Genomic DNA, 25,444 nt, shown 5'->3' on the forward strand with positions numbered 1-25,444 from the left:
TGAGTTCTATGATTAGGAAGCCGTTGCCTTTTTGCCCAAAGGTTTGAAAAAATTTTGCAGGCAAGGCCGGTGCCGTAGGGGGAATTTATTGAAACACATGCAGGCGTGGCTCGTACGTTATAATGGATTTATGATTTAGACGGCTTCGCCGCAAGGTAAAATCCATTGAAACACACGGAGGCGTAGCTCGTGTGTTATAATAGATTTATTAAGTAGAAACAGCAGAGGATTGGGAGGTCGCATAATATGGACTCAAAAAAAGTACTAATAATCGAAGATGAAAAAGCCATTTCAGACATTATCAAGTTCAACTTGAAAAAAGAAGGTTTTGAAGTAGACTGGGCTTATGACGGACAGGAAGGGTTGACAAAAGCCTTGAACACGCAGCCGGATTTGATTCTGCTGGATGTGATGCTGCCTTCTATGGATGGCTTTCAGGTCTGCAAGCGAGTACGGGAGGGGAGCGCTATTCCCATCATTATGCTGACAGCAAAAGAAGAAGAGGTAGACAAGGTGCTGGGCCTAGAGTTGGGTGCAGATGACTATATAACAAAACCTTTTGGTATGAGGGAGCTGGTGGCCCGGATAAAGGCCAATATTCGCAGGACAGAGCTGGTTTCTGGTGCGTCTACCGAACCCTCCAATGTTCACGATTTCGGGGATTTGGAAATCGATATGAACCGGTACGAGGTACGGAAACACGAGCAGGTGCTGGAGCTGACCCTCAGAGAGTTTGAACTGCTCAAATACTTAGCGGAGAGAGAAAATAAGGTTTTTTCCAGAGAACAGCTGCTGGAAGAGGTTTGGGGCTACGAATATTACGGGGATATCCGTACAGTGGATGTCACCGTCAGACGGCTGAGAGAAAAGCTGGAGGACGATTCCAGCTCGCCTAAATACATCATGACCAAGAGAGGCATCGGGTATTACTTTAGGAGGCCGTAAGGGATGAATATAAGGAAATTTAGCCATAGCATGAGATGGAAACTGGTCTTGATTTACTGCTTGCTGGTATTTATCGCCACTACCATCATCGGCGTGCTCATCATGAGTCGGCTGGAAGCTTACTACATGGATTCCACCAAGAAAAATTTGACCGATACCTTGCAGAGAGGCACCCTGATTTCTTCCTTAAAAACCTATGAACAGTTGAGCGAGCACGAGGAGGAAATTCAATCCAACGTAGAGACTTGGAGCAAAACCATTCAGGAAGAAATTTTCGTTATTGATGATAATTTTATGATTATTGCTTCCAACAACGCTAACCAAGGTAAGAGTGCCGTCGGGTTACTGGAAACACCTATTATCATGAACGCTTTAGCGAAAGGGGAGATTTCCGAGTCCTACGGAAGCATTGTTCGCAAAAATACCAGCATACCGGTTATGAACATGGCCTTTCCCATTGGAGAAGGTCAGCAGATTACTGGTGTAATCTACATTCGGGCAGACATGACCAGTGTCTATGACACCATCAACCAGTCAAAGCAAATATTTGTTCAGGCTATGATTGTGGGGCTAGTTATTACCGTTATTCTGGGTACCCTCATTGCCAGGAGCATTACAACGCCTATTAACGATGTGACGGAAAAGGCAGAGAAGATGGCACAAGGGGACTTTTCTCAGGAAGTTAGCGTCAAAGCCAACGACGAGATTGGCCGATTGGCGGACATGTTCAACCTGTTGCGTACTCAGCTGGATACCACCCTTTTTGAAATGTCTAGTGAGAAAAATAAGATGGAGACCATTTTGCGCCACATGGCTGACGGCCTCATTGCGGTTAACCTAGAAGGTCAGATTATCCACGCTAATTCGGCGGCATTACAAATGCTGCGAGTTACTCAAGAGGAAGCAGAGCAGGAAGGGTACAATACGGTGATTCGCCAGTTTTATGGCGAGCTGTCTTTGGAAAACCTGATGGTACGGTGTCAAGAAGGGGAACTGTCTGATGTGTTTGAAACGGGAGGAAATACTTATGCCACCCGTTACGACTGGTTTAAGGATGAAGATGGCAACGATGTGGGTATTATTATTCTGATTCAGGATATTACACAGCGGCAGAAGCTGGAAAATATGCAGATGGACTTTGTCGCCAATGTCTCCCACGAGTTGAAGACTCCGTTGACTACAATCAAAAGCTACACCGAGACTCTTTTAGATGGTTGTGTAGAGGACCCAGAGACCATGGGTGAATTCTTAGAGATTATCGACAATGAGGCGGATCGCATGAATCGGCTGGTCAAAGATCTGCTGCAACTATCCAGACTAGATAATTGCCAGGAAATCCTCAACAGGAAGGAAGGCAATTTGATCAGCCTGTTGAAATCAGCGGTAAAGAAGGTGGAGTTGACGGCGGCCAATAAGGACCAGCATTTAAACTGTCTGTTCAATGAAGAGGAACGGATTCCGGTGGACATGGATAAGGACCGGGTGGAGCAGGTTATTTTGAACGTCATCAGTAACGCCATTAAATATACAGGCGAGGGCGGGCGTATCGACATTGATGCCCTGAAACAAGATCGAAACGCCATTATAACCGTTACCGATAATGGTATCGGCATCCCAGAAGCGGAAAAAAGCAGAGTGTTTGAGCGGTTCTTCCGAGTGGATAAGGCTCGGTCCAGAGCCATGGGCGGCACAGGATTGGGACTGGCTATCTCTAAACAAATTGTGGAGAGTCACCAGGGGACTATCGAGCTGGAAAGCCGTGAACATAAGGGCACTAAGGTAATTATCACCTTACCACTGTCCTTAAAGCGGGGGATTCGTAATATAGAGTAATAGAAACAGCATACATTTGTGTGCTGTTTTTCTTTTTTCCGGCATATACATGATATAGGAGGAGGGAGTCTATATGGAAAACCATGTTTTAAATATTGATAATAGAGAACGACTTACCGTAACGGAAGTGGCGGATGTAGACAGCTTTAATGAAGAAACCATCCTAATCACGTTAAAAAACGGCGGATTGGTTGTAAAAGGCCAGAAGCTGCACATTCAAAAGCTGGATTTAGCGGAAGGAAAAGTGGTTATTACAGGGGAGATTAACTCCGCTGTATATACGGAGAAAAAAAATAAAAGTGAAAAGAGTTTTATGCGGAGGATATTTGAATAATGGTAGTATCCTCCGGGTCAGCTATTTTGCCTCATTTTCAACTGAATATGCAGCTGACGGACCTGGTTCGGGCCCAGCTGTTTGAATGCGGAGTCATGCTGGGCTGCGGCATGGTGGTGGCCCTGCTCTATGGGCTTTTTAATAGGAACTTAAAGGTTTTTATAAAAAAACAGGTGGTCGCAGCGATCTATGAAGTACTTTTTTGGGTCTTTGCTGGCATACTGACCTGCCAGTTTTTATATTATTGTGCCTATGGAGCTATCAGCATTCACGTAATATGTGCATTTGCATGTGGAGTTTTCTTGTGGAATCTATTGTTTTATGCTACAATATCCATGGGTGACGGCAAATGTTCAAACGAAAGAAAAAAAGAAGCAGGGAGTTCAGGAACTCCGAGAAAATAATTGACCTGGAGCAGGCCCGTACTGAAAGGCGCCAAAAAAGAAAACAGGCGGTTAACAGGAAACAGGACAAGGGCCAGCAGGCTGCTTCAAAAGAATTATCTGAGAGAAAAGTGAATAAGAGAAATCGAAAGAGACTAATTTATGTCGGTATTGTCCTGGGGATTCTGCTGCTCATAGGTGCGTCTATTTTTCATGTTTACTCTTTGCAACGAGAATATAAGAGCATTGTGGCCCAGAACAAGGCATTACAGGGAAAAAAACAGGATCTCACGGAAGAACTCAGCAACGTGAATAATCCGGAATATATTGAGCAGCAGGCTCGGCAGCAGCTGAGGATGGTCAAACCCGGGGAAGTGCTTTACGTGCTGCCCCCACAGGGAGAGACGGGATCCACCATCGTTCCTCAGACGAATAATGATTTGCTGCCGGCGGGCGAAGCTGCGGATTAGAAAGGGATAGACATGGAACGGATAGCGGAAGTGATTGTGGTAGAGGGCCGGGACGACCAAGCTGCCATCAAGCGGGCTATAGATACACCTACCATTGCCACTCACGGATACGGCATCGCCAAATCAACCTGGGAGCTGATTCAGCGAGCGTACGACAGCAGCGGAATCATCATCTTTACTGACCCAGATTTTGCCGGTGAAGAAATCCGCAGGCGGCTGCGGGAACGGTTCCCCAAGGCGAAACACGCTTATTTGGATCGAAAAGATGCCACCGCAGATGGCGATATCGGCATTGAAAATGCTAAACCAGCCGCCATATTGGAGGCTCTGGAAAAAGCTCATTGCACCAAAGAGACTGCGACTAAAGAATTCGCCATGGAGGATTTGATGCGGTATGGATTGGCAGGGGGCCCAGGGGCAGCGGACAAGCGGTCTGGCTTGGGTAAGGCCCTGGGGATTGGCTATGGAAACTCAGCTGCCTTTCTCAACAAGCTGAACCAGTATGCCATCACCAGAGCGCAATTTGAAGAGGAAGCAGGAAAACTGGAATGAAATTATATGCACCATCCACCATCAGACAGATCAAGGACAAATACGGCTTTAGGCTGTCCAAAAGTCTGGGCCAAAACTTTCTGACCGATAAAAACATCATTGATAAGATTATGGAAGAATCCTTCATTGGGAAGGAAGACTTGGTCATTGAAATCGGGCCGGGTATCGGGGTTCTCACCGCAGAGGAGGCTGCTTTGGCCGGAAAAGTCATTGCAGTGGAAATTGATAAGAATCTGATTCCCATTCTGAAGGACACGCTGGCAGACTACGACAATGTGAAGGTCGTCAATCAGGACATTCTTAAGACGGATTTAAATCAGCTTATTGAAGAAAACAACACTATTGAGGGGAAACCGGTACGCTCCGTGCGAATTATCGGAAATCTGCCTTATTACATTACTACGCCCATCGTTATGAAGATTCTGGAGGAGGGGGCGAAAGTGGACAGCATCACCATCATGATGCAAAAGGAAGTAGCAGACCGTATGAAGGCGGCTGCTGGCAAAAAGGCTTATGGGGCCCTATCGGTGGCAGTCCAGTATTACTGCACGGTAAACCATGTAGCTAATGTGCCAAAAGAGGTGTTTGTACCTCAACCTAAGGTGGATTCCACGGTCATTCGGCTAGATATCCGCCAGGAAAAACCAGTGGACTTAAAAGATGAAAAGATTTTTTTTCAGTGCATCAAGGCGGGCTTCGGACAGCGACGAAAGACCATGTCCAACTCCCTTACCGGCGTGTGCGGCCTGTCAAAAGAACAGGTAGGACAAGTCCTGGAAGCCATTGGTATCGATGGAGGCCGTCGAGCGGAAACCATGAGTATAGAAGAGTTTGCCCAGCTGGCAAACCAGGTGTACTGCACCATCAGGCAGTAGGCGTATGAGGGGATACGGCAGTAAGCTGCCATATAAAGCATTTTCACAGGGGAATTGGGAAAAAGGAAGAGCAAGTATATGAAAAAGTTAAAACAATTTTATTGGAAATATCTGCACAATGCTGTAGTCATCAGTATCGTTTTGGCATTTGCATTGAATCTATTTATTGAATCGTTGGCAAGACATTCTCTGGCAAGTGGGTTTGGGTTCTTTTTACAATCACCGCAAGTCTTTTTATATAATGTACTCATTATATTTGCCACCATGTCGCTGGCTTTGGTCATTAAGCGTCGGGTGTTTTTGTACGTCGTATTTTCGTTGTTGTGGATGACTCTGGGCATTACCAATGGTGTGATTTTGGCCAACCGTATGACGCCTTTTACCACCAAGGACTTTACTGTGCTGGAAGACGGCCTTTCTATCGTGACCAACTACCTGAGTACCGGTGAGATTATTTTGGCCTGCGTGGGTGTGGCAGTGGGTATTGTGCTTATTCTTCTGCTGTTTAAGTTTGCGCCGAAGAAGAAAATGAAAATTAATTATAAGAGAAATGTAGCATTACTTATGGCCATCGGTTTGGGTTTGTTTGGTGCTACAGATTTGGCTATAAAGACGAAGGTTGTGGACACCTTTTTCGGTAACTTGGCGTATGCTTACCGGGATTATGGGGTGCCTTACTGCTTTATTAATACATGGCTTAACACAGGCATCGGCCAGCCGGCGGGCTATTCTCAAAACGCAGTGCTCTCTATTTTTGATAAAGGCGAATTAGGGGACGAGCCTTATGCTGCTCCGGTTACAAAGGATGACGGCAAGAAGCACGCAAATGTAATTTTCTTGCAGATGGAATCCTTTATTGATCCTACCTTAGTAAAAAACATTACTTATTCTAAGGATCCTATTCCCAATTTTAGAGCCTTGGAGAAAAACTATTCCTCAGGGTACCTGACGGTACCGGTAGTGGGAGCGGGAACGGCCAACACCGAATTTGAGATGCTTACCGGCATGAGCGTTAAGTTCTTCGGACCAGGAGAATATCCGTACAAGTCTATTTTGACAGAAGAAACCAGTGAGAGTATTCCTTATGACTTAAAGTCCCTTGGCTATGCGACTCATGCAATTCACAATCACCGGGCTGTGTTCTATGGCAGAAACGAGGTCTTCGCCAATCTGGGATTTGATAGCTTTACCAGTGTGGAATATATGAATCACGTGGTACGAACACCAAAGAACTGGGCAAAAGACTCGGTTTTGACGGGTCAGATTATGGATGCCCTGGAAGCGACCGATCAAGAAGATTTCATCTACACATGTTCTGTTCAAGGTCACGGAAAATATCCGACAGAACAGGTAATTAAGGACCCAGAGATTACCGTTACTGGAGCACCGACGGAAGAACTGAGATGGCAGTACGAATATTACGCAAATCAGATACATGAGATGGACCAGTTCATCGGGCAACTGACAGACCGACTGAGCAAATATGACGAGGACGTCGTACTCGTTATCTATGGAGATCATCTGCCAGTGCTGGAAATGACCGAAGAAGATATGAAGACGGGGTCCCTGTTTGAGACTCAATATGTAGTCTGGAGCAACTTTGACATGAAGAAGCAGGACAAGCCGATGTATTCTTACCAGTTGGGTGCAGATGTGCTGAATCGGCTGGGCATACATGTAGGAGTTTTAAACAAATACCATCAGAATCATCAAGACAGCCGTACGTATAAAAGAGATTTAGAAATGCTGGAATATGATATGCTCTATGGAAAGCGGTATATCTTTGACGGCAAGAATCCATATGAGCGGGTGGATATGAAGATGGGCATCAAGCCGATTACCATCAAGGAAGTGGTGCAAATTGGCAACAAGTTCTATCTAAAAGGAGAAAACTTTACGGAATACAGTAAGATTTCTCTGGATGGAGAAATCCTGAAGACCATTTTCCTGGGATCCTCGATCTTGGGATTGCAGGAAGAGGTGGATCCAGATGCTGTCAGCCGCATGAAGGTCAGTCAGGTAGAAAAGAATAATGACGAGATATTGAGTACCACAGAATAGTGCAGCATAACATCTACCTTGTCAGGGACAGAGCTGACAGAGAGTGTTTAACGTTTATGATTCACATAAGGAGGGAGATTCAATGAAAATTCTGGAAACCGAGAGATTACGCCTCAGGCCATTTGAGCTGGGAGATGCAGAGGGGCTGTATGCCTACGCTAAAAATCCCAACGTCGGACCTCACGCAGGCTGGAAGCCTCATGCCGATGTGGCAGAATCCCGTCAGATTATTGAGGACCTTTTTATGGTGAATCAAGCTTGGGTCATCGTCCAAAAAGAAACAGGCCGCTTGGTAGGCAGCATCGCTTTAGAGCCGGACAAACGCAGACCGGAAGTAGCCAGCAGAGAGCTGGGATATTCTCTTGCGGAGGACTGCTGGGGTCAGGGGTTGATGACGGAGGCGGCTCAAGAGGCTATCCGCTTCGGCTTTGAGGAGCTGAAATTAGAAATTATCGCCATTTGCACCGGTCCCACCAATGAGCGTTCAGCAAGAGTTATTGAGAAATGTGGATTTCAGTATGAAGGAATTACCCGGCATTGCTATAAAATTTATGACGGCAGTGTGCGGGATTCCAGATGTTATTCTCTGCTGAAGTCCGAGTGGGAAGCTCAGCGGTAAGACCATGGGCGGGAAGATAAAGGGGCTGGCAGTCATTCGGGACCGGGACAGAGCGGTGTCGACTTTGGCTGCGGCTTTTGCGGACTATCCGCAGCTTAAGTCTGCTTTTCCAGACAGAAGTCGGCGATTGGCAGTTACAGAAGCCGTGCTGCGCTTTCAGGTAAATCTCAGTATGCGGTATGGAGGCGTTTATGCGCTGACCAGGGAATGCCAGGAAGTGGCTTTGGTCCTGCCGTCTTCCCGCAAAAAGGTCTCTCGGCTCCGATTGCTCTTAGCAGGCAACGAGGCAGGCCGATATCGACAGGCCCTGGAGCGGCTGACCGAGCAGGAGCGTCGCACAAAAAAAGAGATTTTTTCAGAAATGGGCCAGATGGAATCGGAGATTGAGTTTCCCTCTAGATACCTATATATCAGCTATATGGGGGTCCATGGAGACTATCAGAAACAGGGGAGAGGCCGCCGTCTCATGGAAAAGATTTTAGCTCATGGGGAAAGAAAAGGACTACCCTTGGTGCTTTCTACCAGCAAGCCGGAGCAAGTAGCGTTTTTTCAAGGCTTGGGCTTTCAGGTCATGGGAATAACCAGTTCCCGGCACTTTCAATTTATTAATATTTATCTTATTAAATCGTAAAAACTGCCAATCTTGTTATAATCGGGAGTAATAGCTATGCCAGAATTCGTGGTGTTTATCATCTGCATCTTAATCATAACCGTATTCTTTATCATCGAATTAAGTTCGTCGGAACGGAAACCAGAGTCGCCAAAGGAAGAGGTGGTCATTCCAAGTTCGATACAAGAGGCTTTCAGCTCTTTTACGGAGGCGCTGCTGTCTCAGAAGGGGATACTGGTGGAATCCGCTCAGATTACGGACTGGTCACCTTTGGAGGAAGTGGCTTATAGGGAAGGTATCTTTTACTGCTATAAGGTGGATTACAGTGTCACCACAGAGACGCCCGTGGGAACTGCTCAAGGCATGATTTTAAACTCCCGGGAGATTTTTGAAAAGTTTGGTCTTGGGGGAGAGCTGACGGTGGTGTTCTATGAGGAGAAGGAGCAGATTTCGGAGGTGACTTTTCAGCCAGCGGAACAGATTGCCCTGACTGGAGGATGCAAGTCTTACGTGGAAAAGCGTTACAGCACCCCTAAAGAGTGGCAGCCTCGGCCAGAGTACAGTGTGTATCTGGATGGAATATCTTTGTCTCTGTGGGAAAATATTGCGGGAAAGACGCTGCCAGAGGGGCTTATCAGGAACAGAACTTTGGCGGAAGGGCATATCGCTGATCGAGCCCAGTATGTAGACACTTTGGAAAACGATCACATTAAGGTGGATTCCTGTATTCAGTTCGGCGGCAAACAGGAACGCGTCTTCCGTATAGAGGTTCGAGGAACTATGGTGGAGAACCGGCGGGGGATTCACATTGGCAGCACGGTTCAGGAACTGAAAGAGGCCTATCCGGAGGGCCTGGCTTATGAGGAAAACTGGCAGGAGCAGGGCGCACATTACGGATACATCGCTGAAGACGAAAGCACCTGTTACATAGCATTTAAGGTAGAGGATGGAGTAATCAGCCAGATTCTCTTGACTGACGGATTTGGGCAACGGCCCTTTACTCCTTATGACGGGTATGTGGACCCGGATATTCGCTGGGTGGAAGTGGAGAACCCAGAGCAGCTGTCAGAAAAATATGCGAGAGAGTTATATTTGGGTCAGCACAAGTTGGACTCCGAGCCGGAGCAGGTAGTGACTCAGTTTCTGGCCCGAAGCATGGAGGGCTATACCGTTATTAAGAAAGGCTTGCTGCGTGAGGAAGACCGTGGACAGATACAAATTTATTTTGCCGCCTGCAAGATGCCAGCAGAACCGGGGGTTCTTCACCTGGAACTAAAGTTGGAGTACACGCGAATCGATAATTACATGAATGACACCGCTGTCTGGGTGGTTACACATCACAGAGGTCAAAAAAGGGAAGGGTAGATATGCTTTTATTAATATTTCTGATTGCCTGTATGCTGCTTGTCATTGCCATTTACTTTAGCTTGGCTATTGTGAACAAGCCGCCGGAGAAGAAGAGTATGCCCGAGAATCTAGAAAAAGACTTCTTGCAATACTGTGAAATTCTTTTGGCGCCCTTGAAGCTGAATATCAGAGAGGTGGAGATGAGCCAGTTTAAGCAGCTGGCAGAGGTTCCTTTTGAGGATGGCATCTTTGAGTATTACAGCTTTGATTACAACATTATACCAGAAAAGGCCGTGGTGGATAGCAATGGTATGCTGCTCAATACCCGGGAGCTTTTTAACAAGGTGGATATAAAGGGTAAGCTTTTCCTGCTGTTTTTCCGCAAAGAAGAGGAAGGTATCTTTGAGGTTTCTTTTCCAGAGGATCGGGAAGTGGCGGCCAAGGGATATAAGGGCTACATTAGCGCTCGTTACAGCAATGTAAAAGGCTGGTCTCTGGACGAGGAATACTCTTTGAAGGTAGCGGATAAAAACATCGTCCTGTGGGAGAACTTAAAAGGGGATGCGCCGTTTCCTTATGCGGTACAGACTAGGGAGCGGACTCGGGACTTTCTGAGCTACACGGCCCAGTTTACGGATACCTGGGAGGGTAAGGGCATCAAAGTGAGCAGCTGGATTCAGTTTGAAAAAAAGCGGGAGTTGGTCTATTGGATTAAGAGCACCAATCCCCAGGCGGAGACCTTTAGAGGCATTCACGTGGGCAGCACCGTCCAGGAACTGAAATCCCAATATCGAGGAGACTTGGGGTACGACGAAGAATTTAAAGGGGCTGGAGCTTGCTACGGCTTTATCCCTAGAGATAATACAAACCGATACATCGCCTTTTTCGTGCAGAACAATCAAGTGACGGAAATCTGGATTACGGATGGCTTTGATGAACGGCCTTTTAAAAGATCTACCGGATATGTAGAAGATGATGTCAAGTGGGAGACCTGCGACTATTCCGACAAATTGTCCGAGCGATATGCCCGGGAAATTTATGTAGGCCAGCATAAATCCGATATGGACCCCGAAAAGGTGCTGACCTCTTTTGTCGCTCACCAACTGCCGATGGCTACCGTGCTGGAACACGGGTTGTTGAAAGAAGGTCCTAAAGAAAAGACCTATTATCTAATCTGCCAGAAGCGAGAGAGCGACGAGAAATTTCAGGCAGAGGTTCTGCTGCGGCGGATGGATCTGCAACACTCCATCGGCGGAGAGTCCATTTGGGTAGCAGATCGATATCGATGCCAAGAGATGTACGAGTCTTAGAGGACAAGGAAAGACCGAATGCTGGGGGGAGGAGAAAACGATATGAGTAAGACTGGAAAAGTCAAGACAAATGCCTTGCGTCAGTTGGATGCAAAGAAAATTAACTATAAAGCTTATGAGTACGAAGCTCCAGCGGGGTTTTTGGACGGAATTTCCGTGGCCAAGGCAACTGGCATGGACGTGAATAAGGTATATAAGACTCTCGTTACTCAGGGAGCCAGCAAGGAATATTATGTATGTGTTATCCCTGTAGTAGCGGAACTGGATTTGAAAAAAGCAGCGAAGCATTTCCACGAGAAAAAGGTGGAGATGATTCCTGCCAGAGAGATTACCGCGGTCACGGGATACATCAAGGGCGGTTGTTCCCCCGTAGGCATGAAAAAAGCCTTTCAAACGGCCATTCACCTGGCCGCTTCTGAGTTAGAGCTGATGGTGGTCAGTGCTGGAAAGGTGGGCCTACAGATGGAGCTAGCAGTAGGAGACTTGCAGATGGTGACGGGAGCAGCGTTAGCTGATTTGACAGTGGAAGAATAGCCGTCCTCGGGAAGAACGGGTTTTAGCAGGAAATCAGCAAAAAAGAATGTCTCGGAAAATGGAGCAGGAGTCTCTCTGGCGGCAGGAATAGCCGACAGCACCTTCTCATTTTCGGAGACATTTTTTTCTTTGTTTAAAGCTGTAGGTTGATTTTACAGATAGGCAATGGTTTCGATTTCCACCAGCACATCCTTTGGCAGACGAGCTACTTCTACCGCTGACCGAGACGGGTAAGAACCCTCTGTGAAAAATTTAGCATACACTTCATTCATTTTCCCAAAACTGTTCATATCTTTAATAAATACAGTCGTTTTTAATACCTTGTCCAGAGAACTGCCAGCCTCCTCCAGGATGGCCTTGATGTTTTTAAATACCTGTTCGGTCTGTTCTTCTACAGTAGAGCCTACGATTTCTCCAGTAGCTGGGTCCAGAGGAACCTGTCCAGATGTAAACAGCAAGTTGCCGAAGATGTTTCCCTGAGAATATGGCCCGATAGCAGCTGGAGCCGCTGTTGTTGCAACAATTTTACGCATGTTAAAAACCTCCTTAAACATATACAACTTTCCATAATTTATAAATTTATTAAACCAATATCTGGTTTAATTGGGTGACAACACCGCTATTTTTATTATAAATCTTTATGTGTAGGGATTCAAGTATAGATGTTGGTATAAAAATACTTAAAATTGAATAAATATTCAAAAAAAAAACTAGCATAAAAATAAGCGATATGCTAAAATATACTCTATTGTTAATTCACTATGGTGAAGCAGGCCAGCGAAGGAAAGAAAGATGAAAAACTTGAACAGACATGTCTTTTTAATCGGTTTTATGGGCACAGGAAAGTCCGCAATCTCCGCTCAGCTTGGAGAAATGATGATGCTTGACGTATGGGACACAGATAAGTTGATCACAGAAAGCAGGGGGATGAGTATCCCGGAGATTTTTGAGCGAGAAGGGGAGGACTATTTCAGAGACCTGGAGACCGATACGCTGAGGTTGCTATCAGCGGCAGAGGGACACATCATTTCCTGCGGGGGCGGCATTGTTCTGCGAGAGGAAAACATCCGCATGATGAGAGAGCTGGGACAAGTAGTCCTGTTGACGGCAAGGCCCCAGACCGTTTATGAGCGGGTGAAAGCCGATACCCAAAGACCGTTGCTCAAAGGAAACCTAAACGCAACATACATAGAAGAATTAATGACAAAGAGGCAGTCTGCATACGAGAGAGCGTCGCACATCTCCGTTGCCACCGATGACAAAAGCGTGCTGGACATATGCAGAGAGATTCTATTTGACCTTGAAAAGCTGGAGGACACTTGATGATAACCTATAGAAATAGTATTACGGTGGATGATTATTTGCAGTTGAGAGATGCGGTAAATTGGAAGAAGGTGCCCCGGGAACAGGCGGAAAGGGCCCTAGCCGGGTCTGTCCACATGTTGGTGGCCTATGATGGAGAAAAGGCCGTAGGCATGGCCAGAGTAGTGGGAGACGGGGTATATATGGCCCTGATTTCAGATGTAATGGTACATCCCGATTATCAGCGGATGAAAATCGGCTCCTACATTATGAACAGCCTGATGAACACTCTGGAAACCTCAGTTACGGGGGATGACATCATGATGATTAACCTCATGTGTTTGCCGGGAAAAGAAGCTTTTTACGAACAGTTTGGACTAGCTGCCCGACCAAATGAGAACATGGGGGCAGGCATGTGCCGGTGGATTAACGTAAAGCCAGCCTAATGAACTGAACATCAACGAAATAAAACACAAAAAACGCTTGAAAGCACAGATGTCCCCTTCCTTCATCAGTAAAGGAAGACGTTTGGACACGCCAACTTCCAGGCGTTATTTTTTTTGTGTTTATTCGGAACGAAAAGATATGGTAAAACTGTGGCTAAAGACCGTTGAATTTGGCCTAAATTAAGCGACACAGCCTGCTTTCGCTGACAAAACTGGAATAAAAAGTAACAAGTTTGCGTTTGTTTATTTTTTATCCAGGTGTAAATTGCTATGAATAATATTCAAAATGGTATTTAAATCTTCTACAGGAATCTGTCCTGGAGCTGAACTGTTGGAAACAGAGCCAAAGGTGACTGCGGAACCGAAATATTCCCCAGCCAGCCTGCTGATTCCCCCCAGAGAGGACATGGCCATCGTGATGATTGGTCCCCCGCCGTTGGTTTGCATTTCTGCTGTGGTTTCCAGCAAGGTCAGCACATCTTGGATGGAGCTTGGCATCACCGCTATTTTAGAAATATCAACGCCTAGAGCTTGCATGTTGCGAAGCAGGGAAATCATTTCACCTTTAGGCGGTGTACGCTGAAAGTGATGGCTGGAACCGACCACCGCTGTACCATGGCTGTGAGCTTCCTGGATGATCTGGGTGGCCCACGTCTTGCCAACAGAAACTTCTACATCAAGCAGATCCGCGAATGTAGAAGCTGCCGCCGCCTGATTTAGCCGAGTATAGTTTTCTGGAGACAAAGCATTTTCTCCTCCTTCTGCTGTTGTGCGGAAGGTGAAGAGCAGAGGCTTGTCTTGGAGGCAGGCTCGCAAGGCGGCTAGGATATTTAATACTTGATCCAGGTAAGATTCCAGCTGTTGGTCCAGCCGGTCCTCTGTGATCGGCTGTAAAAAATCTACTCGCCACTCGGCCATGTCCGCAGGAAGCTTATAGATTGCCTTGGCCTCTTCTAAAATTTCCGCCTTGGTTTTCCCCACGATAGGGGCACAGATCTTCGGGCGGCCTGCTCCTAAGGTTAGATTTCTGATTTCAAGGGTTTTCATATGCGCGTTTAGCTCCTCTTCTCTTCTGTTACCGTCTGTGGCAAGAATGTTTTTTTCAAATCAGCTATAATATCTTGATTGCTTGCTTCAAAGTCGGTTTTACCGGTGAAGTATCCCGCAGCTGCAGTGGCTTGGGCCACCAGCATGGCTAAGCCGCTGGCGTAGGGGATATTCAAGTTCTTTGCCTGCTGAATAAAGTTGGTGTAATAAGGGTTGTAGACTACGTCAAAAACTCCATCGCAGGCTGGAAACTGCTGTAGGTCCGCAGGCTGACCTGCTGTATGAGGCCACATGCCTACAGGGGTGGAATTGATGAGGATTTCTCCATCTCGGTGACTATCCAGATCCCTGTAATTTAATGTGGTACAGGGTACTTTTTCGTAGGGAGCACAAGGAGATGTGGTGCTTATTTCCTCCATTCGGAGGTCTTGTGTTTTTCTGGAGGCAATAATTAGCTCTCGGGCACCTAGGTCCAAGACTGCCTGGCGGATTGTCTTACATGTAGCACCATCTCCTAAGATAATAACCTTTTTATGGGAAATGGAAATGTTGGCCTGTTTTAGTGCATAAAGTACGCCCTGGTAGTCTGTGTTGGTTCCGCACAGGCGGCCTTCTTTATCAAAATATAGGGTATTAACGGCACCAATTTCTTTCGCCAAAGGCGAGATCCAATCACAGTAGGGCATGACCGTCTGCTTATAGGGGATGGTCACATTAAGGCCTTTAAAATTTCTGGTCTTTAAAAAGCCATCCAGAGCCTCCGCTGTCAGCGGACATAAGTCATAGGTATAGGCGCCCAGTTTTTCATGGATAATTTTGGAGTAACTGTGGCCTAGCTTTTCGCCAATCAGTCCGTACATCATAGGCTTTCTCCTTCCGGTAAATAGGGGATTAGTTTTCCGTGTAGTTGCCCAAGAAGACAAACAGCTCTGGCTGGGCAGAAAGTTCGCAGAGAAGACTAATCACTTCTGGGGATTGGAGCGAAGCTTCCATGTCGAAGTAGAACATAAATTCAAAATCACTGCCGGGAATAGGCCGAGACTCTAGCTTAGTTAGATTCAGGCCAAGAGACGCAAATTTTGCAATCATATTGTATAAAGACGATGGGCGATGAGGCACTGAAATCATCAGACTTAGCTTGTTGGCTCCTGGATAAATTTCTAGGTTTTTAGATATACAGATGAAGCGAGTGTAATTGTTGTCACTGATTTGAATATCCTCAGAGAGAACCTCCAGCCCGTAGAGCTCTGCACATTCCTTGGAAGAAATTGCAGCCAAGTCTTTTCTCTGGCTGTTGGCTACCAGTTCGGCAGCCATGGCGGTATTGTCGCAAGAGGTAATTTTCACATCCTTCAGGCCTTCAATAAAAGGAGAGCACTGGCCCAGCGCCTGATCGTGAGAAATGATTTCGGTAATATCTTCTAGCTTGATGCCAGGCTTTGCCAACAGCTTATGGGCGATACGGAGCTTAAACGCTTTGGCAATGTAAAAATGGTGGTTTTTCATCAGGTCGTAGACAGGGCCTACAGAACCATAGGAGCTATTCTCAATAGGCAGAACGCCGTACTGACAAAGGCCTTTATCCACGGCATTAAAAACGCTGTCCCAGTTGTTGAAATACATGATGGACGGAAATTCAAAGAGTTTTTCTGCCGCCAGCTGGGAGTAGGAGCCTTCGATGCCCTGACAGGCGACAACTGCTTTTTTAGGAAAGAGGGCAGGCGTCTGGCTGATGGCCTTGTCAATTTCATTCTTCAAAGGGGAGTCTGTATAAAGAAACCGGGTCTGATAGGAACGGCTCACATCGAACATGGTGTTGTAGAGAATTCGGGCATAGCCGCCTAGGGCGTCCCCTACCTGATCTGATATTCGGGACAAGATTTCCTTTTCCCGTCGGATGTTCCATAGGGGAGTGCCTGTATCCTTTTTTTCTCCGGCGATTTGAGCCGCAATTCCCATGCGCTTAGCAAACAGGTCGGCTATCTTTGTATCAATTTTGTCAATATCCTCTCGTAAATGTTTTAAAGGCATATCTTTTCCCTCCATATTCTTTCAAGTATATGATATAAAGTCTAATTAAACCATAAACTAATTTGCTAAATTCACTATGTTTTGCTGTAAGGCCTTCTCTCCAAGGAACAGATCTAATAGACCTATTCCTAAAGCGGCTTCTACGATGGGCACGGCCCGCACCACTACACAAGGGTCGTGGCGGCCTGCCACCTGTAGACGTTCTGTTGTTCCACGGCTGAGGCTTACCGAGGACTGTTCTCGATAAATCGACGGAGTCGGCTTAAAGGCTAACCGACAGATTAGCGGCATACCTGAAGAAATACCGCCTAGGATACCGCCATGATTATTGGTGACTGTTCGGACCGTCTGGCCCTCCATGCAGAAGGCATCGTTGTTCTGAGAGCCAAAAAGGGCTGCACACTGAAACCCATTGCCAAACTCCACTCCCTTGACAGCAGGAATCCCGAAAAATATCTGAGAGAGGCGGCCCTCTATGCCGTCATACATGGGGCCGCCCAGACCTGCTGGAAGCCCTAGAGCACAGCATTCTACCACCCCTCCTACAGAATCGCCATCCGTCATCGCAGCTCGGATAACCTCGCCCATGGCCTCGCCTTGGGCCTCATCCAGCACCGGGAACGCTCGGTTCTGGGCTAAAGCAAAGTCCGCCGGGCTGACCCGCACTGGATCGAAAGGCCGATCCTGAATGCCCCCCACGGAATAGATATGAGCCCCCAGGTGGATACCGCAGCCCCCTAGCAGCTGGATGGCTATTGCGCCAGCGATACAAAGGGGTGCTGTCAGCCGGGCAGAAAAAGGACCCCCTCCGGCCATATTGACAGAGCCGCCATATTTAACGGCTGCTGTATAGTCAGCATGGCCTGGACGGGGCACATCTCGAAGGGCCCCGTAGTCTTGGGAGCGGATATTTGTATTTCGGATAATAGCGATTAGCGGCTGATTTGTAGTCCTGCCACTTTCAAGCCCGGAAATAATTTCGGGAATATCTGGTTCTTTGCGAGGTGTAGCGAAGATGCTGTTGCCGGGCGCGCGACGAGCCAGAAATTGGCTGATTCGATCTAAATCAATAGGTATACCAGCTGGCAGTCCGGCAATGGTGACGCCAATATGCGGCTCGTGAGAACCGCCAGATATGGTAACTCGCAGGTTTGTGCCAAAAGAGGAAGAAATGGTCGTATAGGCTCGCGCTCCTTGGTCTTCCGTTTTTTTATAGTTGTCAGCACTCATGGCAAAGCCCTCCTAGTTGGGTAAAATCTGTAAAGAAAGCGGGATAAGATTTATTGACAGCCTCAGCTCCCGTAATCGTAACTGGCTGAGTGCAGAGGATGGAGGCAATCGCAGCAGCCATGACGATGCGGTGATCGTTGTGTCCGTCTGTCGTGCCCCCTCGCAGGGTGCCCGTGCCAGAGATAATCAGTCCTTCTGGCAGTTCTTGAACCTGACCCCCTAGATTTTCCAAGAGCTCTCTTACAGTGGCCAATCGGTCACTTTCTTTGATACGCAATCGGCCAGCATTGGTGATTTCTGTAATGCCTTGTCGGGAGGCGGCCAGGACTGCCAGTATAGGTACGAGATCTGGTACATTAGACACGTCGAAAGTCAGCAGCTGTCCGGATTTCGCTTGGGTAACCTGCTGGATAAAGGCAAGGATTTCTTTGTCTCCCTGGGCGGACTGAGCGTTTAAGCTCTCACAGATGACAGCTGAGCCAATAGATGGACAGCTCTGGGCTGATAATGCATCTGCTACAAGCCAGAATGCAGCGTTAGACCAGTCTCCTTCAGCAGTAACTTCGCCTGGTGAGTGATAACCTTGATTTCCTTTTATATGGAAAGAAAAGTTCTCTTCCGTCGGAGAGGCTTGGAGTATGGATATGGCTTGGGCGGTTAGATTATCTAGGCCTTGATTTGCTGATTTGCTAGCGGATTGGCCTTCGCAAAAAACTTGAATCTCAATGCCAAAAAGAGTTAGCACTTCTAGAGTCAGCAGTACGTAACCCAGGGATTCTAATCGGGAAGTCAGCTGGATGATACTGTCGCCTTTCAGCAAGGGCAGGGCGAAGAGCAGCCCGGTAATATATTGGGAGCTAATATTGCCTGGAAGGTGAAATCTTCCTGCCTGTAAGGGACCTTTCACCGTGAAGATGTGTTGCGCTGTTGAATGCAGGGAAACTCCTAGTTTATCTTCGGCAATAAAGGAGCAGCCGTGGTTCTCCATTTGCTCTTTCAGGGGGGATAGGGGGCGCTGAGGCAGTCTCCCTGAACCCAGAAAGACGGCTTGGGTTTTCAGGGCCATGGCTACAGGCAACAGGAACCGTAGGGTGGAACCGCTTTCGTGGCAGTCCAGCAGAGGAAGGGAATGCTTGAGTTGTTCCAGACAGTGTTGGGTGGCTGTCAGGTCTTCGTTCATGTGAGAAATCTGCACCGAGCAAGGCTCCAAGCAGAGGGCTGCTGCCAGCATCAGCCGATGAGCGTGAGATTTGGAGCTGATGGCGGTCAGCCTTCCTTTGAGGGGGGTTGGTTGAATCAGTATATTCATAAGAGGTCTCCCGTAGTCAGCAGGTTAAAATAGAAATAACGAAATAAGGTTTTTTCTCTCTCGTGCCCGTGTCAGCCTAGAGGCCGGCCTGGATAAAATCCACCAGCTGGTTTACCGGCAGCGGCATGAGATTGCAGTGGCCGATTGTCTCCGGCACTACTAGGGTGATTGTATCACCGGTCCGCTTTTTGTCTCGAAGGGCTATATGAGTCAGGTCTTCTGCACTGAATGGACAGTCCAGAGAAAAGCCAAAGGCAATCAGAAGTTTTTCCAGCTGCTGAGCGCAGTCTGAGGAGCAAAAGCCTAGTACAGATGAGGCTTTGGACACAATCTTCATGCCGATAGCTACAGCGTGGCCGTGAGTGATTTTATAGCTGCTACAGGTTTCAATGGCGTGGCCGATGGTATGACCAAAGTTAAGTAGCTGGCGCACTCCGGTATCTCGTTCGTCGGCCATGACGATGTCCCGCTTGCTAGATACGCATTGAGCTACGATATCGGCAAGGATTGAATGGGGATCATCGGTATGGGCAGCGGTGAAGAGGTTGCTGCTATTGGCTGCCAGCAGGTCAAAAAGAGAGCGGTCAAAGATGACACCGTATTTAATGGCTTCAGCAACCCCATCCAGAAAAGTGTCATGAGATAGGGTCGAAAAGGCCTGGCAGTCACAGAGCACCAGAGAGGGCTGCCAAAAGGCTCCGGCCAGGTTTTTTCCCGCTTTCAGATTAACGCCGGTCTTGCCTCCCACCGAGGAGTCCACCGCTGCTAAAAAAGTAGTGGGAATCTGAATAAAAGGAATGCCCCTCAGGAAAGAAGCAGCGGCAAAGCCAGCTACATCACCCGGGATACCTCCCCCTAATGCGGCCAAGGCATCACTGCGGGTAAATTCCTTTTCGGCCAGATATTCCAAGATTGCCTCAATTGTAGCCAACGTCTTGGAGCCTTCTCCTGGTTCAAAGACAAACTGATGGATGTCAAATCCCGCTTCTGACAGGGATTTGCTCACCTGGGAGCCGTAGAGCTTAGCTACAGTGCTATCGGTAATGATACACAATTTGCAAGGTTTTAAAACCGCTGAAACTGTTTGACCCGTATGGCCAAGAAGGCCTCTATCGATGTGAATGTCATAAGTTTTAGATGCATGGATTGCAATCGTTTTCATTAGAATTTCTCTCCGTCTATTTCCATTTTCCGCTCCCGGCCCTCCTTCAGCAATTGGCAGAGGGCATCGGCATCTTTTTCTTTGATGGCCGTACTATACTGACTCAGCCGGTCGATGATGCCATCGATTTCTTCCGCTAAAAATACGGGATTATCCAGGAACAGTTCGGTCCACATGGTTTCGTTGAGCTTGGCTACCCGGGTCAAATCTTTATAACTGCCAGCAGAAAAACCTTTGTGAGTTAGGGCCGAAGGGCTTTTGATATAGGCATTGGACACGACATGAGCCAGCTGAGAGGAAAAAGCGATAACGCGGTCATGTTCTTCCGGGGTGGAAATCTGTGTGTTAGTAAAGCCAATATTTTCACAGAGTACTTTTATTTTCTGCACATCCTCAATAGGCGTGCCTATAGCAGGAGTCAAAATCATGGAAGCGTTATTAAAAAGAGCTTTTTTGGAATGAGTGAAGCCTGCGTGGGCTACTCCTGCCATCGGATGCCCGCCCATAAAGAGAAAACCATGTTTCTCAGCGATAGGTTCCAACTCATGGCAGACTACCTGTTTGACACCACAGCAGTCCAGGACAGTGGCGCCTTGTTTAATTTGCCCCGCATGGCTTTTAACAAAGTCAATGGTAGCCTGAGGGTAGAGTGCTAGAATCAGCAAGTCACAATCGGCGATTCGCTCTTCTGTCAAAGGTTCGTCGATAGCACCAATCAGCAGGGCTTTCTTTATAATGGTGTCTTGGCGGTCGAAGCCTAAGACAACGTTGTCCGTATTTTGTTTTATGGCTTTGGCCATAGAGCCTCCGATGAGGCCCAGGCCGATAATTCCAATATTCATTTAATTGTCCCCCTTAAAGCTGTGAGGCAGGATGGCATTTATGGCTTTGACCACATCCTGGAAGGCCTCTGGTGTTAGAGACTGAGCTCCATCGCAGAGGGCATGAGGCGGATCGTTGTGAACTTCAATCATAACGCCGTCAGCGCCGCAAGCTGCCGCAGCCATAGCCATCGGCTTTACCAACTTGGCGATACCAGTGGCGTGGCTTGGGTCTACAATAACCGGCAGGTGCGTCATCGACTTTAAGAGTGGAATACTCGCCAAATCCAGTGTATTTCTGGTGGCTGTTTCAAAGGTTCGGATACCTCGTTCACAGAGGATGACATTTTGATTTCCGCCTGCCAGGAGGTATTCCGCACTCATAAGGAATTCTTCCAAGGTACTGGAAAGGCCGCGCTTTAGCAGAATGGGTTTTCGTAGGGTACCCAGTTCTTTCAGCAGTTCAAAGTTCTGCATATTTCTGGCGCCTACCTGGATAACATCTACATCTTCAAACAGTGGAAGATGGGAGATATCCATAACTTCGGTGACGATAGGCAGACCGGAAATCTTTTTGGCTTCCAGAAGAAGTTTGATTCCTTCTGCCCGCATCCCCTGGAAAGCGTAAGGAGAAGTTCTAGGCTTGAAAGCACCGCCTCTGTATAGGCCTGCGCCTGCTTCCTTTACCGCCACGGCCACCTGAGAGACTTGCTCTTGGGACTCCACGGAACAAGGCCCGGCAATAATCTGAAAGTTGCCTCCTCCCAGCTTGACGCCAGCAATATCTACCACGGTGGAATCTGGGTGGAACTTACGATTAACGTTTTTGTATGGCTCCTGAATCCGCTTGACCGTTTCCACAATATCCAGCGCATTAATCAGTTCGATGTCAATACCGGAGGTATCTCCGATGAGACCAATTAAAGTGGTGTTGGCTCCTTGGCTCATGTGAATGCCCAAGTCCATGCTCTTTAACCAAGACAAAAGATTGTCTAACTGTTTTTGATTTGGGTTATTCTTTAAAATAATTACCATATTATCATCCTCCATATTTCTCTGCTTAATAAAAAAAGTCCGCAGGTGAATTTCACCTGCGGACTCTAATTTTCTTGTTGTTTTCCAGCGAAGCCTTTAACTCCGCTAGACTAGAGTGTCCATATTTGCAGTGAAATTCAAAGAAGCCTTACTTCTAAAGTAGAAAGTAAAGCTAAAGTACAAATATTCAACTGCCCAGCTGATAGCGTTTCTCATGGACTTACCCTTTCGTTTTTTTTGTTTCGGTTCACTAAAAAAATGTAATAATATGTTTGATTATACAACAGGTCTGCGAAAATGTAAAGATATTTTTGAAAATTATATTTTTTTGTTCGTTGACGGTGCTTACAAGTCAACAGTATAATTTGAAATAGAGTATAAGGGAACGTTTATGCTTAGATTGAAAGGTAATCAGGTCATGCCATATCAAAAATTACAGGTACATATCATTGCACTAATGATGACGCTGATTCTTGCCATGTCAGGGAGTTTTTTTGCCTATCAGGTTTACGCGGAAGATGAAGAGTCCCAAAAGGTACGAGTCGGATATTATCAATTGGACGGCTTTAACGATATATCCCAAGATGGGTATTACAGCGGCTACGGCTACGAATATTTGATGGAGATTGCTAAATATACTGGCTGGGAGTATGAACTGGTCGGTCAGGTTCAGGATCTTGAGTCAGGCATCACCCGGCGAATGACCTACGAAGAAGCCCTGAATCAACTAGAGGAAGGCAAACTAGACTTGGTCTGTCACGTGGAGAAAACGGCAGTTAACCAGGGTCGTTTTTTGTTTCCTGATTTTCCACTGGGAGAGGATTATGGCCTCTTGACGGTAGCGGCAGAAGGGGACATTTCTAGTTTGGAGGAATTACAGCAGTCGAAAGGGCTGCGAGTGGGCATGCTGACTGGTACGTCTAGAGACGGACAGCTTCAGGAGTATGGGAGGAAGCTGGAATTTTCTTTTGAGCCGGTTTTCTTTTCTACGGTAGAGGCCCTGAAGGAAGCTTTGCTGGAGGACCGCAGCATAGATGCCATTTATGCCACCAATATGCGGCAAATTAATGGGGAGCGGGCACTTCTGCGTCTGAATGCTCAAGATTTTTTTGCCGTAACTAATAAAGGGGCGAAGCAACTGTGCGGTGAGTTGTCTGCTGCATTGGATCAAATTGCAGTGCAAAATCCACAGTTTTCAGCAGACCTGTACAAAAAGTATTATACCCGCTTGCAAAGAGAGAAGGTGAACTGGACCCAGGAGGAACAGGAATATTTGGCAGCCCATCCGGTGATTCGTGTTGGTGTGGATAAGGCGTTTATTCCCATTGAATATTACGATGAAAAGAAGGGGCAGATCGCGGGCATATCAGGGGATATTCTGCAGCAAGTGGCTGACATGATGGGTGTGCAAATTGAGGGAGTACCTTACAGCAGTTTTCGGGATTTATTAAAGGAGGACGGTAGCTATAAGATTGATCTCTTGCCGGCTTTTGGAGCGGACTACAAGTGGGCGGCCGAGCACCGAGTCCGGCTGACCTCGGCTTATTTGAATCTGCCGGTCAGCGTCATATCTCAGTACTATGTAAAAAACTATGAGGACCCGAAACTGAAAGTGGCAGTAGTGCGTGATAAGTTTCTCACAGCACAAATTCAGGATACCATGAGCTATGAGCAGCTGATTTACTGCAATTCTTTAAAGGAATGTGTAGAAGCCGTCAACGATGGTAAAGCGGAGCTTACTTACATACCTACTTATAGTGCCAATTACTTTGCTTCTCAAGCAGCCTATACCCGTATAAGAACTTATGCGGTGCCAGATTTTAATTATCAAGTCTGTTTCGCCATACCGATGGAAAGTGATGTGGTCTTTTATAAGATTTTAAACAAGGCGATTAATAGTATATCGCCTAAAGAAATCGACAATATTGTTTTTAGTAATATCATCTTTGATGGATACCAGGAAAGTTTTTTTGACTATGTATATAAATATCCCATACTGACAGCCCTCGTTATCTGTTTTCTCTGGATGGGTATCTCTCTAGTGCTGTATTTCAGCAAGAGATTGGAGAAGGACGTTAAGCAGGAATTAGAGCTCTGCGATGAGCGGATGTATCTGGCTTTGGAGCAGACCAATATGGTGGTTTGGGATTATGATTTGGCCAGCAATTCGGTTATTCGTACCCGAGGGAGCAAGTCCTGGCTGGGCGCCGATGACCGCATAGACAACGCACCGGAAACGTTTATCCAATCGGGTTATGTACACCCAAATTCAGTGGGAGACTTTGAGACCATGTTCCAGCAAATCCAAAAGGGTGATAAGTTTGCTACAGGGCTGTTTCAATTTAAGAAAGCAGAGGAGGATGGTCAGTGGACAAATGATCACATTTGGGTAGAGATTAAGATGACCAACATTTTTGACGGACACGGAAAGGCTGTCCGGGCTGTGGGGCTGGCAGAGGATGTAACGGAGAAATTACAAGAAGCCATAAGCTTGAGGGAAAAGGCTTCCAGAGATCCGCTGACCCACTTGCTGAACCGTACTTCTTTCCAGGTTTGTGTGCAGGAGTTTCTAAAAAAAGACTACCGGGAGGATTTGGTCAGCGCCTTGATTATTCTAGATACGGATGATTTCAAGCAGGTCAATGATACCCATGGTCATGTATATGGGGATGAAGTGCTGATGGAGATTGCGACCCGTTTGACCGGTCTTTTTCGGACCGAAGATTGCGTCGGGCGATTGGGAGGCGACGAGTTTATCATTTTTATGAAGAATGCCACCTCCTATGAGGGAGTCCTCAAGAAAGCAGAACAGATTTGTACTAGTTTGGTCTTTGAAAAGGATGGTCTGGTGACCACCTGCTCAGTGGGAGCAGCCATTGCACCTAGTAGAGAGGTCGACTACGCTGTGTTATATAAGTATGCAGATGAAGCCTTGTACGAGGCCAAGAAGGATGGGAAAAGGCGGTATGTAGTTTATAATAAGAATCAAATTCATTAAAATCAATTGTTATCAAGGATAACCGGACCTATGCATCGGTTCGCTATTTAGCTGAAGCTTATGGGTATAAGGTGACTTGGGATCAGGCTACCAACACGGTAGTTCTCAACAGCGAAACCGAATAAAAAGTACATAGATAAAAATTGCAAATAAAAAAGCTGCCGGCTGTGGTGTACAGAAGGCAGCTTTT

At 46.9% G+C, this 25,444-nt stretch carries 26 protein-coding genes; 17 read left to right on the forward strand and 9 right to left on the reverse strand.

The window, feature by feature from the left end; genetic code table 11:
• Positions 1 to 246 precede the first annotated feature (246 nt).
• The 13 genes from Ami103574_RS01310 (at position 247) to ybaK (ending at position 11,873) form a co-directional block, all read left to right on the forward strand.
• Positions 247 to 945: a response regulator gene (locus Ami103574_RS01310; RefSeq protein WP_163064949.1), complete on the forward strand. Its 699-nt coding sequence runs from the start codon at positions 247 to 249 to the stop codon at positions 943 to 945.
• A gap of 3 nt (positions 946 to 948) precedes the next feature.
• The gene (locus tag Ami103574_RS01315) at positions 949 to 2,778 is read left to right on the forward strand and encodes a sensor histidine kinase (protein WP_163064950.1); all 1,830 of its coding nucleotides are present in this window, start codon (positions 949 to 951) and stop codon (positions 2,776 to 2,778) included.
• Positions 2,779 to 2,851: 73 nt separating this feature from the next.
• Positions 2,852 to 3,112, forward strand: coding sequence for a sporulation protein YabP (gene yabP, locus Ami103574_RS01320; protein WP_163064951.1), 261 nt, complete (start codon positions 2,852 to 2,854; stop codon positions 3,110 to 3,112).
• The gene (gene yabQ, locus Ami103574_RS01325; RefSeq protein ID WP_163064952.1) at positions 3,112 to 3,516 is read left to right on the forward strand and encodes a spore cortex biosynthesis protein YabQ; all 405 of its coding nucleotides are present in this window, start codon (positions 3,112 to 3,114) and stop codon (positions 3,514 to 3,516) included. The genes yabP and yabQ overlap by 1 nt, the downstream gene beginning before the upstream one ends.
• Before the next feature lie 110 nt (positions 3,517 to 3,626).
• Positions 3,627 to 3,965 carry an FtsB family cell division protein gene (locus Ami103574_RS01330; protein ID WP_163064953.1) on the forward strand — a complete coding sequence of 113 codons (339 nt, stop codon included), beginning with the start codon at positions 3,627 to 3,629 and terminating at the stop codon, positions 3,963 to 3,965.
• A 12-nt stretch (positions 3,966 to 3,977) separates the two neighbouring features.
• Positions 3,978 to 4,517: a ribonuclease M5 gene (gene rnmV, locus Ami103574_RS01335; RefSeq protein WP_163064954.1), complete on the forward strand. Its 540-nt coding sequence runs from the start codon at positions 3,978 to 3,980 to the stop codon at positions 4,515 to 4,517.
• Positions 4,514 to 5,392, forward strand: a complete 879-nt coding sequence (rsmA, locus tag Ami103574_RS01340) for a 16S rRNA (adenine(1518)-N(6)/adenine(1519)-N(6))-dimethyltransferase RsmA (protein WP_163064955.1) — start codon at positions 4,514 to 4,516, stop codon at positions 5,390 to 5,392. The genes rnmV and rsmA overlap by 4 nt, the downstream gene beginning before the upstream one ends.
• A gap of 78 nt (positions 5,393 to 5,470) precedes the next feature.
• Positions 5,471 to 7,453, forward strand: a complete 1,983-nt coding sequence (locus Ami103574_RS01345) for an LTA synthase family protein (RefSeq protein ID WP_163064956.1) — start codon at positions 5,471 to 5,473, stop codon at positions 7,451 to 7,453.
• 82 nt (positions 7,454 to 7,535) lie between these two features.
• Positions 7,536 to 8,072 (forward strand): GNAT family N-acetyltransferase, encoded by a 537-nt coding sequence (locus Ami103574_RS01350; RefSeq protein WP_163064957.1) that lies wholly within the window; start codon positions 7,536 to 7,538, stop codon positions 8,070 to 8,072.
• A 4-nt stretch (positions 8,073 to 8,076) separates the two neighbouring features.
• Complete coding sequence (locus Ami103574_RS01355; RefSeq protein ID WP_163064958.1) at positions 8,077 to 8,703, forward strand: GNAT family N-acetyltransferase; 627 nt, start codon at positions 8,077 to 8,079, stop codon at positions 8,701 to 8,703.
• A 36-nt stretch (positions 8,704 to 8,739) separates the two neighbouring features.
• Entirely contained in the window at positions 8,740 to 10,047 is a 1,308-nt protein-coding gene (locus Ami103574_RS01360; protein ID WP_163064959.1) for a hypothetical protein, read from the forward strand.
• 2 nt (positions 10,048 to 10,049) lie between these two features.
• Positions 10,050 to 11,339: a hypothetical protein gene (locus Ami103574_RS01365; protein ID WP_163064960.1), complete on the forward strand. Its 1,290-nt coding sequence runs from the start codon at positions 10,050 to 10,052 to the stop codon at positions 11,337 to 11,339.
• 42 nt (positions 11,340 to 11,381) lie between these two features.
• Complete coding sequence (ybaK, locus tag Ami103574_RS01370) at positions 11,382 to 11,873, forward strand: Cys-tRNA(Pro) deacylase (protein WP_163064961.1); 492 nt, start codon at positions 11,382 to 11,384, stop codon at positions 11,871 to 11,873.
• A 152-nt stretch (positions 11,874 to 12,025) separates the two neighbouring features.
• Here the strand turns inward: ybaK and Ami103574_RS01375 are convergent, their stop codons facing one another.
• A complete protein-coding gene (locus Ami103574_RS01375; protein WP_163064962.1) occupies positions 12,026 to 12,406 on the reverse strand; it encodes a RidA family protein in 381 nt (126 codons plus the stop codon).
• A 259-nt stretch (positions 12,407 to 12,665) separates the two neighbouring features.
• On the opposite strand from Ami103574_RS01375, the gene Ami103574_RS01380 reads away from it, so the two are divergent.
• A complete protein-coding gene (locus tag Ami103574_RS01380) occupies positions 12,666 to 13,196 on the forward strand; it encodes a shikimate kinase (protein ID WP_163064963.1) in 531 nt (176 codons plus the stop codon).
• Positions 13,196 to 13,621, forward strand: a complete 426-nt coding sequence (locus Ami103574_RS01385; RefSeq protein ID WP_163064964.1) for a GNAT family N-acetyltransferase — start codon at positions 13,196 to 13,198, stop codon at positions 13,619 to 13,621. Before Ami103574_RS01380 ends, Ami103574_RS01385 begins: the two co-directional genes overlap by 1 nt.
• Before the next feature lie 243 nt (positions 13,622 to 13,864).
• Here Ami103574_RS01385 and aroD read toward each other — a convergent pair whose 3' ends face one another.
• The 8 genes from aroD to aroF all read right to left on the reverse strand — a co-directional run bounded on the left by aroD (position 13,865) and on the right by aroF (position 22,256).
• A complete protein-coding gene (gene aroD / locus Ami103574_RS01390; protein ID WP_163064965.1) occupies positions 13,865 to 14,668 on the reverse strand; it encodes a type I 3-dehydroquinate dehydratase in 804 nt (267 codons plus the stop codon).
• Between the two features lie 8 nt (positions 14,669 to 14,676).
• On the reverse strand, positions 14,677 to 15,531 hold the full coding sequence (locus Ami103574_RS01395) for a shikimate dehydrogenase family protein (protein WP_163064966.1): 855 nt from the start codon (positions 15,529 to 15,531) through the stop codon (positions 14,677 to 14,679).
• Between the two features lie 28 nt (positions 15,532 to 15,559).
• Positions 15,560 to 16,699, reverse strand: a complete 1,140-nt coding sequence (locus Ami103574_RS01400; RefSeq protein WP_163064967.1) for a bifunctional chorismate mutase/prephenate dehydratase — start codon at positions 16,697 to 16,699, stop codon at positions 15,560 to 15,562.
• A gap of 57 nt (positions 16,700 to 16,756) precedes the next feature.
• Entirely contained in the window at positions 16,757 to 17,929 is a 1,173-nt protein-coding gene (gene aroC, locus Ami103574_RS01405; protein ID WP_246213179.1) for a chorismate synthase, read from the reverse strand.
• Positions 17,919 to 19,238, reverse strand: coding sequence for a 3-phosphoshikimate 1-carboxyvinyltransferase (locus tag Ami103574_RS01410; protein ID WP_163064968.1), 1,320 nt, complete (start codon positions 19,236 to 19,238; stop codon positions 17,919 to 17,921). The genes aroC and Ami103574_RS01410 overlap by 11 nt, the downstream gene beginning before the upstream one ends.
• A 76-nt stretch (positions 19,239 to 19,314) precedes the next feature.
• Positions 19,315 to 20,400, reverse strand: coding sequence for a 3-dehydroquinate synthase (aroB, locus tag Ami103574_RS01415; protein WP_163064969.1), 1,086 nt, complete (start codon positions 20,398 to 20,400; stop codon positions 19,315 to 19,317).
• The gene (locus Ami103574_RS01420) at positions 20,400 to 21,242 is read right to left on the reverse strand and encodes a prephenate dehydrogenase (RefSeq protein WP_163064970.1); all 843 of its coding nucleotides are present in this window, start codon (positions 21,240 to 21,242) and stop codon (positions 20,400 to 20,402) included. The genes aroB and Ami103574_RS01420 overlap by 1 nt, the downstream gene beginning before the upstream one ends.
• The gene (gene aroF / locus Ami103574_RS01425; RefSeq protein WP_163064971.1) at positions 21,243 to 22,256 is read right to left on the reverse strand and encodes a 3-deoxy-7-phosphoheptulonate synthase; all 1,014 of its coding nucleotides are present in this window, start codon (positions 22,254 to 22,256) and stop codon (positions 21,243 to 21,245) included.
• Between the two features lie 391 nt (positions 22,257 to 22,647).
• Here aroF and Ami103574_RS01430 point away from each other — a divergent pair, with 391 nt between their 5' ends.
• Positions 22,648 to 25,254, forward strand: coding sequence for a diguanylate cyclase (locus Ami103574_RS01430; RefSeq protein ID WP_163064972.1), 2,607 nt, complete (start codon positions 22,648 to 22,650; stop codon positions 25,252 to 25,254).
• An 11-nt stretch (positions 25,255 to 25,265) separates the two neighbouring features.
• Entirely contained in the window at positions 25,266 to 25,379 is a 114-nt protein-coding gene (locus Ami103574_RS16135) for a stalk domain-containing protein (RefSeq protein ID WP_408609101.1), read from the forward strand.
• Positions 25,380 to 25,444 lie beyond the last annotated feature (65 nt).

Origin of the sequence: Aminipila butyrica (genome assembly GCF_010669305.1) — a bacterium.
GTDB classification, from domain to species: Bacteria; Bacillota; Clostridia; order Peptostreptococcales; family Anaerovoracaceae; genus Aminipila; species Aminipila butyrica.

Excerpts from the sequence above, each read along its gene's own strand:
- Ami103574_RS01345 (WP_163064956.1), top strand. The coding sequence starts at position 5,471 with ATGAAAAAGTTAAAACAATTTTATTGGAAATATCTGCACAATGCTGTA.
- Ami103574_RS01360 (WP_163064959.1), top strand. The coding sequence starts at position 8,740 with ATGCCAGAATTCGTGGTGTTTATCATCTGCATCTTAATCATAACCGTA.
- Ami103574_RS01430 (WP_163064972.1), top strand. The coding sequence starts at position 22,648 with ATGCTTAGATTGAAAGGTAATCAGGTCATGCCATATCAAAAATTACAG.
- Ami103574_RS01400 (WP_163064967.1), bottom strand. The coding sequence starts at position 16,699 with ATGCCTTTAAAACATTTACGAGAGGATATTGACAAAATTGATACAAAG.
- rnmV (WP_163064954.1), top strand. The coding sequence starts at position 3,978 with ATGGAACGGATAGCGGAAGTGATTGTGGTAGAGGGCCGGGACGACCAA.
- Ami103574_RS01395 (WP_163064966.1), bottom strand. The coding sequence starts at position 15,531 with ATGATGTACGGACTGATTGGCGAAAAGCTAGGCCACAGTTACTCCAAA.
- yabP (WP_163064951.1), top strand. The coding sequence starts at position 2,852 with ATGGAAAACCATGTTTTAAATATTGATAATAGAGAACGACTTACCGTA.
- Ami103574_RS01350 (WP_163064957.1), top strand. The coding sequence starts at position 7,536 with ATGAAAATTCTGGAAACCGAGAGATTACGCCTCAGGCCATTTGAGCTG.
- ybaK (WP_163064961.1), top strand. The coding sequence starts at position 11,382 with ATGAGTAAGACTGGAAAAGTCAAGACAAATGCCTTGCGTCAGTTGGAT.
- Ami103574_RS01375 (WP_163064962.1), bottom strand. The coding sequence starts at position 12,406 with ATGCGTAAAATTGTTGCAACAACAGCGGCTCCAGCTGCTATCGGGCCA.
- Ami103574_RS01365 (WP_163064960.1), top strand. The coding sequence starts at position 10,050 with ATGCTTTTATTAATATTTCTGATTGCCTGTATGCTGCTTGTCATTGCC.
- Ami103574_RS01385 (WP_163064964.1), top strand. The coding sequence starts at position 13,196 with ATGATAACCTATAGAAATAGTATTACGGTGGATGATTATTTGCAGTTG.
- rsmA (WP_163064955.1), top strand. The coding sequence starts at position 4,514 with ATGAAATTATATGCACCATCCACCATCAGACAGATCAAGGACAAATAC.
- Ami103574_RS01315 (WP_163064950.1), top strand. The coding sequence starts at position 949 with ATGAATATAAGGAAATTTAGCCATAGCATGAGATGGAAACTGGTCTTG.
- Ami103574_RS01420 (WP_163064970.1), bottom strand. The coding sequence starts at position 21,242 with ATGAATATTGGAATTATCGGCCTGGGCCTCATCGGAGGCTCTATGGCC.
- Ami103574_RS01410 (WP_163064968.1), bottom strand. The coding sequence starts at position 19,238 with ATGAATATACTGATTCAACCAACCCCCCTCAAAGGAAGGCTGACCGCC.
- aroF (WP_163064971.1), bottom strand. The coding sequence starts at position 22,256 with ATGGTAATTATTTTAAAGAATAACCCAAATCAAAAACAGTTAGACAAT.
- Ami103574_RS01355 (WP_163064958.1), top strand. The coding sequence starts at position 8,077 with ATGGGCGGGAAGATAAAGGGGCTGGCAGTCATTCGGGACCGGGACAGA.
- aroC (WP_246213179.1), bottom strand. The coding sequence starts at position 17,929 with ATGAGTGCTGACAACTATAAAAAAACGGAAGACCAAGGAGCGCGAGCC.
- Ami103574_RS01380 (WP_163064963.1), top strand. The coding sequence starts at position 12,666 with ATGAAAAACTTGAACAGACATGTCTTTTTAATCGGTTTTATGGGCACA.
- Ami103574_RS01310 (WP_163064949.1), top strand. The coding sequence starts at position 247 with ATGGACTCAAAAAAAGTACTAATAATCGAAGATGAAAAAGCCATTTCA.
- aroD (WP_163064965.1), bottom strand. The coding sequence starts at position 14,668 with ATGAAAACCCTTGAAATCAGAAATCTAACCTTAGGAGCAGGCCGCCCG.
- aroB (WP_163064969.1), bottom strand. The coding sequence starts at position 20,400 with ATGAAAACGATTGCAATCCATGCATCTAAAACTTATGACATTCACATC.
- yabQ (WP_163064952.1), top strand. The coding sequence starts at position 3,112 with ATGGTAGTATCCTCCGGGTCAGCTATTTTGCCTCATTTTCAACTGAAT.